At 41.3% G+C, this 11,650-nt stretch carries 8 protein-coding genes; all 8 read right to left on the bottom strand.

Annotation, left to right across the window (positions count from 1 at the left end):
* Positions 1-510: 510 nt before the first annotated feature.
* Complete coding sequence (gene ligA / locus ACFIMP_RS05810) at positions 511-2,670, bottom strand: NAD-dependent DNA ligase LigA (RefSeq protein ID WP_375686124.1); 2,160 nt, start codon at positions 2,668-2,670, stop codon at positions 511-513.
* Positions 2,671-2,781: 111 nt separating this feature from the next.
* Positions 2,782-4,443, bottom strand: coding sequence for a DNA repair protein RecN (gene recN, locus ACFIMP_RS05805; protein WP_375671891.1), 1,662 nt, complete (start codon positions 4,441-4,443; stop codon positions 2,782-2,784).
* Between the two features lie 6 nt (positions 4,444-4,449).
* On the bottom strand, positions 4,450-5,343 hold the full coding sequence (gene bamD, locus ACFIMP_RS05800) for an outer membrane protein assembly factor BamD (RefSeq protein WP_375675619.1): 894 nt from the start codon (positions 5,341-5,343) through the stop codon (positions 4,450-4,452).
* 158 nt (positions 5,344-5,501) lie between these two features.
* Positions 5,502-6,386: a UDP-3-O-acyl-N-acetylglucosamine deacetylase gene (gene lpxC, locus ACFIMP_RS05795; protein ID WP_375638332.1), complete on the bottom strand. Its 885-nt coding sequence runs from the start codon at positions 6,384-6,386 to the stop codon at positions 5,502-5,504.
* Between the two features lie 214 nt (positions 6,387-6,600).
* Positions 6,601-8,373 carry a cell division protein FtsZ gene (ftsZ, locus tag ACFIMP_RS05790; RefSeq protein WP_375686123.1) on the bottom strand — a complete coding sequence of 591 codons (1,773 nt, stop codon included), beginning with the start codon at positions 8,371-8,373 and terminating at the stop codon, positions 6,601-6,603.
* A 63-nt stretch (positions 8,374-8,436) separates the two neighbouring features.
* A complete protein-coding gene (gene ftsA, locus ACFIMP_RS05785; protein WP_375613372.1) occupies positions 8,437-9,738 on the bottom strand; it encodes a cell division protein FtsA in 1,302 nt (433 codons plus the stop codon).
* Complete coding sequence (locus tag ACFIMP_RS05780) at positions 9,735-10,646, bottom strand: cell division protein FtsQ/DivIB (protein WP_375618227.1); 912 nt, start codon at positions 10,644-10,646, stop codon at positions 9,735-9,737. The genes ftsA and ACFIMP_RS05780 overlap by 4 nt, the downstream gene beginning before the upstream one ends.
* Positions 10,634-11,554 (bottom strand): D-alanine--D-alanine ligase, encoded by a 921-nt coding sequence (locus ACFIMP_RS05775; RefSeq protein ID WP_375611998.1) that lies wholly within the window; start codon positions 11,552-11,554, stop codon positions 10,634-10,636. The genes ACFIMP_RS05780 and ACFIMP_RS05775 overlap by 13 nt, the downstream gene beginning before the upstream one ends.
* Positions 11,555-11,650 lie beyond the last annotated feature (96 nt).

The raw sequence follows: 11,650 nt of genomic DNA, 5'->3' as shown, positions 1-11,650 counted from the left end.
TATTTCTACAAGATACTTCAAGTTTTTTTGCCGATACGACAAAAGCCTTCCAAAATTGAAACAGAACGGGATACACTCGCAAAAGATAATGCTTATCAATTATCCTCCACCATCTCCACATGAGTTATAGCCTTATTCTGCTATATAGAAATTTTCATTATATTTTGTAATCCTCCGCGTCGCATTTCTAAAACGCCCATTATAACCAACTTATTACGCCGTTTAGATTCAAAAATTCTGCATATTTATTTACAATTTTTACCTTGCTTCACAGTAATAATTTATATTTTTTACTAATAATAACCTTGTATATTCTTCATCATAATAGTTTAAGTTTAATATTTAAGTTCAATGTTAATTATTTTAAATAACGTAATAAATATCAAAATATATGGCGCTCTGTTTTTGCAAAAAAACAGCCCCTATTATCCCCCTTTTTGATTTCATCCCCCCCAAAAATGTAAGAGCGATAATCATACAAATAGCATACGATCTTCTAGAAAACATCCTCTAAACATTATGTTTCTCAATCAGCTGTAGCCAAGCCTCTTCATCGATAACCTCAACACCTAATTCTTCAGCTTTAGCCAATTTGGAGCCCGCTCCAAGTCCTGCAACAAGAAGATCTGTTTTTTTAGAAAGTGAACCAGATGTTTTAGCCCCTAATCGCTCTGCCAATGCTTTTGCTTCATCGCGTGACATATGCGCCAAAGTTCCTGTAAAAACAATGATCTTCTCCGCTATTGGTGAAGAATCTGCTATGATAGGCTCCTCATCAAGAGGAGTTACTTCTTCAAGCAAAACAGATAAAATCTCACGGTTATGCTCTTCTTGATAAAAATCAACAATTGCGCTCCCTACCTGTGGTCCAATTCCTTCGATATTGGTAAGCTCTATCCAAGCCTCATTTCCTTCTTCATTTTCCTTATCACATGGCATAAATGCTTCCATAGCCGCAGTCTCAAAAGCTGTATAATTTTTATAAGCACGTGCAAGGCGGCGTGCATTCACTTCGCCAACATGACGAATCCCCAATGCAAACAAAAAACGGCTCAAAGGAATTTCTCGGCGCGCATTAATGGCATCATACAATTTTCGCACTGAAACAGTACCAAAACCTTCCATATTTTCCAAACGTATCAAAGACTTTTCTTGGCGCCGTTGTAAAGTAAAAATATCGGCTGGTGTATGAATACAAAGCGCCTCATCTTGAGCATAGAAAAAAAACTCTACCTGTTTTTTACCCAAGCCTTCAATATCAAAAGCATTGCGTGAAACAAAATGACGAATACGTTCAATTGCTTGTGCAGGACAAATAAGCCCCCCTGTACAGCGACGCACGGCTTCTCCCACTTCACGAACAGCATGACTCCCACAAGCTGGACACAAATGAGGAAAAATAAAAACAGCAGCATCTTTCGGGCGTTTTTCAATGATAACATCAATAACTTGAGGGATCACATCACCAGCACGTTGTACAATCACGCTATCACCTACACGGATATCACGTCCTTCACGAATGGGCTCTCCTTTATGACCAATTCCCTTAATATAATCCTCATTATGCAAACTAGCATTGGTCACCACCACTCCACCAACAGTAATAGGCGTAAGACGTGCAACAGGTGTCAAAGCTCCCGTGCGACCAACTTGAATGTCAATATCTTCCAAAAGCGCTATCGCTTTTTCTGCTGGAAATTTATGGGCGATAGCCCAACGCGGCGAACGAGAAACAAACCCCAAGCGCTTTTGGAGCATCAAATCATTAACCTTATAAACAATACCATCAATATCATAGCTTAAAGAATGACGGCATTCTTCGATATCGTGATAATAGCAAATAATATCTTCTACTGTCTTAAAAACTTTTGTTAATGGATTGATAACAAAGCCATACTCTTTTAGCTTTTTCATCATCTCCATTTGACTTTCTGCCAATATTTCACTCACCTCACCACAAGCATAAGCAAAAAATTGAAGTTTTCTGCTAGCGGTTATCCGTGAATTAAGCTGACGGAGAGAACCAGCCGCCGCATTTCGAGGATTGGCAAAGGTTAACTTGCCCTTCTCTTGTTGGCTGATATTTAGTGCTTGGAAATCTTCCCGCCCCATATAAACTTCACCACGCACCTCAATGATATCAGGAAAATCACCTTGCAAAACTTGTGGAATATCAGCAATTGTTCGGGCATTTGCCGTCACATTTTCACCGACAGTTCCATCCCCACGCGTTGCCGCACGCACAAGCTGCCCCTTTTCGTAGCGCAAAGACAAAGATAAACCATCAATTTTTGGCTCCGCTGTTATTTCCAACACTTGTGTTTCTGGAAGCCGTAAAAAACGACGAATACGCTCAACAAATTCAGTAACATCTTCAGAGCTAAACGCATTATCAAGTGAAAGCATAGGCTGTGCATGAACAGATTTTTCAAATTTTTCAGAAATTGGTGCTCCAATTTTATGTGAAGGAGAATCAATACGTATAAGCTCTGGAAAAAGAGCTTCAATTTCTGCATTACGACGACGTAAAGCATCATATTCTGCATCAGAAATTTCAGGTTGATCATCACGATTATAAAGCACATCATGACGTGCAATCTCTTTTGCCAACCACTCTAATTCACGTTCTGCTTCAACAGCTGTGAGATTTTTATATGCATCTTTGTTCATAAAATCTATTCCAAATTACAAGCGCTGCCACAAGGGCCTCCCACGCCTCCTCATCAAGTGAATCTCAATAAATATAAGCTTTCTAGTATTTTTATCGCTGACTAATTACCTTTATGCGAGAAGCTTTTGAGCCGCTGCACGCGCTTCTTCAGTAATCTGTTCTCCAGCCAACATACGGGCAATTTCTTCTGCACGCTCATGTTCTTTCATTTTATGAATCGCAGTAACAAAGCGTCCTTTATCATGACTCTCAATTTTTGAAATAAGAAAATGACCATGCGCTTTCGATGCAACCTGTGGAGCATGCGTAATAGCGAAAACTTGGACATGTTCTGATAAGCGTTGCAACCGTTGCCCAATAGCCGCTGCAACAGCCCCCCCAACGCCTGTATCAATTTCATCAAAAATCAGCGTCGGTGCTGATCCTCGATCAGATAAAACAACTTTTAATGCCAGCAAAAAACGGGATAATTCACCGCCAGAAGCCACACTAAGCATCGGCCCAGCACGTGTTCCAGGATTTGTCCGCACCCAATATTCAATACGATCACATCCCTCTGCACTCCGCTTTTCCATATCACTTTGCATTTCAACAATAAATTCAGCCCTCTCTAACTTCAATGCCGGCAACTCAGCCATAACACTTTCAGATAAATGCTTTGCTGTCTCCCGACGCTTTATTGTTAAGGCTTGCGCCAATGTATCATAATTTTTCTTTGCCTGCTCTGCCTCATCTTCAAAACGTGTCAATATGGTCTGAGCCTCTTCAAAGTCAGCCAGTTCAGCATCCATTTTATCGCGTAACTGAACCAATTCATCCGCAGAAACTTGATATTTACGAGCAAAACCCCGAAGAGCAAAAAGACGCTCTTCTATCCGTTCCAATTCATCAGGTTCAAAATCTAATGCTCGTATTGCCGTCTCAATACCTTCTTGTGCTGTTGCAAGTGCATGCAATGCCTCATCAATAGATTTCACCACTGGTGCAATAAGTTCTTGCGCCTCAGGAATTTTCCGCTCCAAACGCCTCACCAAATTAGAAAGTACTGGGATTGGTGATTTTTGACCCGTTAAAAGATCATCCGCTTCTTTAATATCTGTCGCTATTTTTTCTAATTTAAGCATATCAGCACGACGAAGAGAAAGAGCTTCCTCTTCACCAACTTTAAAATCAAGCTTTTCAAGCTCTTCTACACACGCACGAAGATAATCAACCTCCCGTACAGCACTCTCTACTTTAAGACGCTGCCGTTGCAAACGCTCCTCAAATTCACGCCATGTGTGATAACACTGACGCAAATTTTCCACTTCATCTTCAAGACCACCAAAGGCATCTAATAATTGGCGATGTGTAGCAACATCAACAAGCGCACGATCATCATGTTGTCCATGGATTTCAACCAGCAAACGGCCAACACTCCGCATCAATGCAACACTAGACACCTGATCATTGATAAAAACACGGCTACGTCCATCACTTGATTGTACCCGCCGTAAAATAATATCACCCTCGTCATCAAGACCATTCTCACGAATAAGTTGACGTGCAGGATGTGAAACAGACACATCAAAAACAGCCGTAACCTGCCCGCGGTCAGCACCATGACGCACAAGCGAAGCATCACCCCGCCCCCCTAAAGCAAGTGATAAAGCATCAAGGAGAATAGACTTCCCCGCACCCGTTTCTCCAGTTAAAACCGTCAACCCCGCTGTAAAATGAATATCGAGCGTTTCGATCAAAACAATATTATGAATCGAAAGCTGTACCAACATAGAGAATCAACGTACCCTCTTCTTGTCACCACCTAAAGCATTTGAGATCCAAGAAGATTTATGCTCATGTGGTGATATTTTATTCTTCTGCAAGAGATTATAAGAAAATTTATACCACTCACTTTTGGGATAATTACGTCCTAAAATAGCTGCTGCCGTCTGTGCTTCCGCCGTTAAGCCGAGAGCAAGATTAACCTCAGTCAAGCGGAAAAGTGCTTCTTCAATTTGATTTGTATCAGAATACTCTTCAACCACGGTACGAAACCGTCTACTTGCCGCAAGATAGCGCCGCCCCTCTTCATAATAACGGCCAATCTGCATTTCTTTACCAGCCAGTTGTTCGCGACCAAAACGGATTTTATCCTTAGCATCCTTGACATACTCAGAATTAGGATAACGCTCTATAAGAAGCTGCATAGCAGCAATAGCACGTTTCGTGTCACGTTGATCACGCGTAACATCAGGAATCCGACGGAAAGAAGAAAGACCAATAATATAGTATGCATAAGCCGAGTCAGTCGACCCTGGATAAAGAGTAATATAGCGTTGAGCCATACTAATTGAATCATCATACTTTCCGAGTCGATAATTAGTAAAAGCACCCATGACCAAAGATTTACGTCCCCAGTCTGTATAAGCGTACTGTTTTTCAATCTTCAAAAACTTCTTCGATGCATCCCCAAGCCGCCCACTTTCAAGGCTAGCAAGCGCCTGATTATATAAAACATCTGGTGGCTCTATTTTCAAAACATAAGCAGATGGATCAAGGGTATTTTTCTCTTTAAAGAGGCATCCCGCTAACATACAGGTGCTTCCTAAAAGTACCACCCCCAATATCTTGCGTACAATGTTAGATTTTCTATATGTCATATTTCCAATGCACACATGAGATTTTTTCATAGTTTTTCCGGCCTCCAGAGAATATCACCTTGTAGCAAAAACAATTTATCAAAGGTTTTATACCATATCACTTTAAAATCCACATAACCAATTTAACAGTTTAGGTCAATCATCCCCTTAAAAATCAAATAAACGATAAAAAAATCTTGCCAATTTTTTTACTTTTTCTCTAAAAAGCTTTTTTCATAATATGATTCGTCTGCCAAAACAGCCTTCACCAATTGCGCATTAATTCTATGCCCACTACAATAAGAACGAAATAATCCAATAAAAGGTGCCCCAAGCAAAGCAGTATCACCAATCGCATCAAGCATCTTGTGCCGAACACATTCATTCTCCCAATAAGGACCATCGGGATTTAAAATTTTATCATTAAGGTCGATAACAAGAGAATTTTCCAAAGAAGCGCCTCTCGCCTTTCCAGAAAGCCTTAATTCTTCCACGTCTTTGATAAAACCAAAAGTGCGCGCACGTGACAAATCATCCCTAAACCCTCGTGTGGTAAGATCAAAACTGAAATGTTGCTTACCAATAGCAGAAGAAGGAAAAGAGATCGTTATATCAAAACGACGTCCATCGAATGGCAAAAGCTCTGCAACACCATGAGCTCCTTCAACCCGCACCGGCTTTTTTATAATGAAATAAGAACGCAACGCATTTTGCTGTACAATACCAACATCTTCAAAAGCTTGGCAATATAGCCACGCTGAACCATCCAAAATAGGAATCTCATTATGTGACACTTCAATAACAAGATTATCCAAATTATAAGCAGCAATTGCCGCCATCAAATGTTCAATTGTTTCAACCCTTACATCTCCATCTCCAAGTACTGTCGATAATTCAGTTTCTCCTGTTTGCGATGCATGGGCTTGAAATATTTTCTCTGTTCCGTCTAATCCACAACGCTTAAAAACAATACCACACCCAACATCCGCTGGACAAACCTTTACCACTGACAAACAGCCACTATGAACGCCAATCCCCTTAAATGTTACTGCTTTTTTAAGAGTAGACTGATATTTTGGTACTAAATTCATCATATCATTTTATTAAATTGCTTGTACATCTTTTAACAAAATTTATAAAACTATAAAAAATATTCATAGTAAATAATAAAAAAAACCGCTTATTGTAAGCGGTTTTTTTTAAAACAAAGTATTTTATCCAAAAAACAGTAATATATTTTACTGTATAATTTTTGTCTGATCATTAAAGAAATAATAAAATTTCTTACTTTACCTCATTTTCCATCAATTAATTTGCCTGACGACGTAAAAATGCTGGTATTTCCAACTGATCTTCTTCACTTATAAAAGTACGCTGATCTTGTGGTACCTGAGGATGCAGCTCACCAGAACGACGTGGAACATAAACAGAAGCATCTTGAGAAAGCGCCTGAGAGTTTTTATTGTAAACATGAGACTCTTTCTGCTGAGACGATCTAACAGCAGGCTCCAGCCTCGCTTCTGGCTCAGCTTCTTCACGATGTGTCAAGCTCTGTTTCAAACGCTGCCAAAGATTACGAGGACCCTGATCCGTCACAAATGTTCTTTGGCTTTGTCCATGCGCAACAGGAGGAAAATCCTTTAACTCAGGCATACGCATTGGAGCGCGCGCTTGCATTTGTTGCATTTGTTTTGGTTGCACTGGCTTTTCTTTTTGCTTCACAAGCCCTGTCATCTCATCAAGAACATGCGCTGTTGCCTCCATACTCACAGGAGCCGTCATCGCCTGTTGAGAACCACGGCTTACTTGCATACGAGGCACATTTGATCTCTGTTCCTGAACAGCATTTGAACCATACGCAACAGCATTCGTGGCACTTCGTGTCGTCATTGCTTCTGCAGGATGTGCAAAAATTTGACTTTTGGGACGGAACTGTTCTCCGGTTGATTTACCCTTCTCTATTTCAAGTGATTCGATCACTTCTACCATTGACTCAGAACGCAGAGGCGATGATTGAACATGAAAAGAACTATGTGACGTTCCAGGATCGCTCTTGCGTATTGAAGAAGCAGGCCTTTGAATCTGAGGATGAGAGGACTGAACCACATCACTAACTTCACGATCAATACCGGTGGCAACTACAGAAACACGAATAACACCTTCCAATGACTCATCATCAATAGCGCCAAAGATCACATTCGCATCAGCATCTACTTCTTCACGAATACGATTAGCAGCTTCATCAACCTCAAAGAGAGTCATATCACGACCACCCGTAATAGAAATCAATAAACCACGCGCCCCACGCATAGAGGTATCATCCAACAATGGATTTGCAATAGCAGCTTCAGCCGCAGCCAAAGCACGCCCATCACCAGATGCCTCACCCGTTCCCATCATGGCTCGACCCATTTCGTGCATAACAGAACGAACATCAGCAAAATCAAGGTTAATCAAACCCTCTTTAATCATCAAATCCGTAATGGAAGCAACACCAGAATAAAGCACTTGGTCAGCCATAGCAAAAGCATCAGCAAACGTTGTCTTATCATTTGCAATACGGAAAAGATTTTGATTGGGAATAACAATCAATGTATCGACAGACTTTTGTAATTCTTCAATACCAGCCTCTGCCGTTTTCATACGACGTGCGCCTTCAAACTGAAACGGCTTTGTCACAACACCAACAGTCAAAATACCTTTTTCACGCGCTGCGCGAGCAACAACGGGAGCAGCCCCTGTTCCAGTTCCTCCCCCCATACCAGCAGTAATGAAAACCATATGAGAGTCTGCAAGATGATCAATAATTTCATCAATACATTCCTCCGCCGCCGCTTGTCCAACTTCAGGCAAAGCCCCAGCACCCAAACCTTCTGTCACAGCTGCCCCAAGTTGGATAACACGTTCAGCCTTTGACATAGCCAAAGCCTGTGCATCCGTATTTGCAACAACAAAGTCAACTCCCTGAAGACCAGCATTTATCATATTATTCACGGCATTCCCGCCACCACCTCCAACACCAAAAACGGTAATGCGTGGCTTCAATTCCGCGATATCTGGCCGATGCAGATTAATCGTCATTTTCTTTTCCTTCTCATAAGACACCGCAAGCCAAAGCGATGAAATTTATCCAACTAGACTTAACTAAAAACTCTCACGCAACCACTGACCAACACGCTGAAAATATCCACGCGTGCCCATCGATAAATGATTTCCTGCCGCCTGCATTGTTTTTTCTTCAAAACCCACCAATTGCGGATAAATTAACAACCCAACAGCAGATGTAAACGCCGCCCCTTTTGCAAGAGAAGGAAGCCTCGAAATACCTAAAGGCCGCCCGATACGAACATTTCTTCCTAATATAGTACGTGCCATTTCTGGCAATCCTGTTAACTGGCTTGCTCCCCCAGTCAAAATAACACGTTTACCAATGATGTGACCAAAACCAGAACGATTTAAACAATCACGGACCATTTCTAAAATTTCTTCAACACGCGCACGAATGATACGCCCAAGAACCGCGCGAGGATATTGAGTTTCACGCTGTTCACTCCCAATTTCTGCTACATTAATCATTTGCCGCTCATCAGCACTTGTTAAAAGTGCTGAACCATAAACAACTTTTAAACGTTCCGCCTCTGTTAAAGACATAGAAAATCCGCGCGCAACATCAAGAGTGACATGATGCCCCCCAACAGCAAGAGCATCTGCATGAATAAATTTCCCCTCAAAAAACACTGAAAATGTTGTTGTTCCACCACCAAAATCAATACATGCAGCCCCTAAACGCGCCTCATCATTCATCAAGACAGCAAGACCACTTGCAAAGGGAGTAGCAACCATTGCTTCAACACTCAAATGTGCACGATTAATACAAGTTTCCAAATTACGCAAAGAGGCTGTTTCTGCTGTTACCACATGCACGTCGACACCAAATGTTTCCCCTGCCATGCCAATAGGATCAAAAATTCCTTTATCTCCATCCAATACATAAGAAACTGGAACTGAGTGCATAACATGACGTTCAGCATCAAAGGCTTTACGCGAAACATCTGAAAAGGCCATACGCATATCACGCTTGGTGACTTCACGACCATTCAAATGAACCTTTCCATTAATCAAAGCACTTTGTAATCGACTTGAGGAAAAATTCACAATCACTGAATCCACCACCAAACCCGCCATTTTTTCTGCCGCATCAACAGCCAATCTTATTGATTGTTCTGCTGCAAACATATCCATAACAACACCGGATTTAATACCACGTGAACGCTGCACTCCAAAGCCTAGAATTTCCGTAGAATGTGTACGACCATGTAAATAGTGTGCATGCTTCAAAGGACGCAAACAAGCAATAAGACAAACAATCTTACTTGAACCGACATCAAGTACCGTTAAAAAACGTGTTTTACGCCCCTTCAAATGATGTGATCTGAGTAGCATCATAGGCTTCCTGCCTTTCGCGCTTTTAAAATACGTTCTTCTTCTGCTACAGTAGTATGATAACGCTCCAACGTTTCATCTGATAAAGAAACAGTAATTCGATCAGCAAGACGTAAATCAACACTGAGAATATCGCGAGATAAAAGATCTTGCATTGTACCGGACGAAAAAAGAGAAGAAAGCCTTTCAAGAGCACCATTTTCAGGCAACATAACGCGCATTCCATTATTCAAAACAAGATCCCAACGTCGATCACCTACCCGCACAAAAGCACGAATACGATCATATACTTCCGGATAGACTGACAGCGCTTGAATAAACACTTTAGCAGCATTTTGTGCACCCTGCCCAACCACAAGAGGTAAATCCCGAACAATTTCTCCTTTAAAAGGCACAATGACACGACCTGTATTATCAACAATATCCATTATGCCATCATGTTGCCAAATGGCATAGGGTTCACGCTCCACGATGGAAATGCGCATTCTATTGGGATAAATTTTCTGAACATTAGCCGATTGCACCCAAGCCTGTTTTTCCAACAGAGAACGCGCTCTTTCAACATCAAAAGTGAATATAGAAGGCGCAACATCAAGTTTTAAAATTTTAAAAATATCCTGCTTTGCCAAGCGCTTATTACCGCTTATATCGACATGAGTGACCACAAAACTACTATCCAATATGATCGTATTTACGATCACAGCCATCTGACCACTTGATGAAAGTCCATAAAAAGCCGTAACAAAGAAAAACCACACAACAGCAAAAGAGCCAAAATGGCGTGGAATATGAATATTGACAAAAACAAACTCAAACATAAACCGAAGAAAACGACGATAAAGACGTGGCAAAGCCGGCACTGAAAGCACCTCCATCGGAACATTTGTTTTATTAACATTCAACGCATACATGATGCGTCCTCCACCATCCATTGAACAATATCGCCGTAAGTACGGCCGCTCGCTTTTGCAATATCAGGAAGAAGAGACGTCGAGGTCATACCTGGTTGCGTATTAATTTCAAGCCAAACCAATTCTCCCGTTTTTTCATCAAAACGAAAATCAGAACGGCTAACACCTCGACACCCTATCGCCTGATGGGCTGCTAAAGACATTCTTTGCACACTTTGGTAAATATTTAGTGAAAGTTGTGCAGGACAAATATGAAGAGAACCACCCGTTTTATATTTTGAGTCATAATCGTAGAATGGAAAGTGTTTATCGGGAAGAATTTCACACACATCCAGCACTTCGTTCCCCAAAACAGCACAAGTCAATTCACGACCAGGAATATATTTTTCAATCATCACCTCATCGGCATACCCCCACTCAGCTCCCCCAATATTATGCGGCGGTGCAGCTTCATTTCCTTGAACAATGACAACACCAAAACTTGATCCTTCACACACAGGTTTAATTACATAAGGAGGCTCCATGGGATGCGTTCGGCCCAAAGCAAAGCGGCTCATGATACGAGAAGGAGCAACACAAACCCCAACATTTGCAACGATAATTTTTGCACGTCCCTTATCCATTGCCAAAGCAGATGCCATCACGCCAGAATGAGTATAAGGAATTTTTAAATATTCAAGAATCCCCTGAATCCGGCCATCTTCACCAAATGGACCATGCAATGCATTGAAGGCAATATCGGGCTGCAACTGTTCAAGAACAGAAGCAATATGAGCATCAACATCCACGCGGCTCACGCGATACCCCTGCACCTCTAAAACATCAGCACACGCCGCCCCTGAAGATAAACTTATAGACCGTTCAGAAGAAAAACCTCCCATTAACACAGCTATATGTTTATCTTTCATAATAAATCACCCTCTTTCGCATACTATATGTAGTCTATATAGAATACATCAGCACTACATACAGGAAAAACAAAGTTTATCCTTGCGAATCAATAA

The organism is Bartonella sp. AP65SXKL (genome assembly GCF_042195725.1).
Classification (GTDB): domain Bacteria; phylum Pseudomonadota; class Alphaproteobacteria; order Rhizobiales; family Rhizobiaceae; genus Bartonella.
The sequence above is the reverse complement of the archived record's forward strand: the minus strand, read 5'-3'. Positions and strand labels throughout refer to the sequence as shown.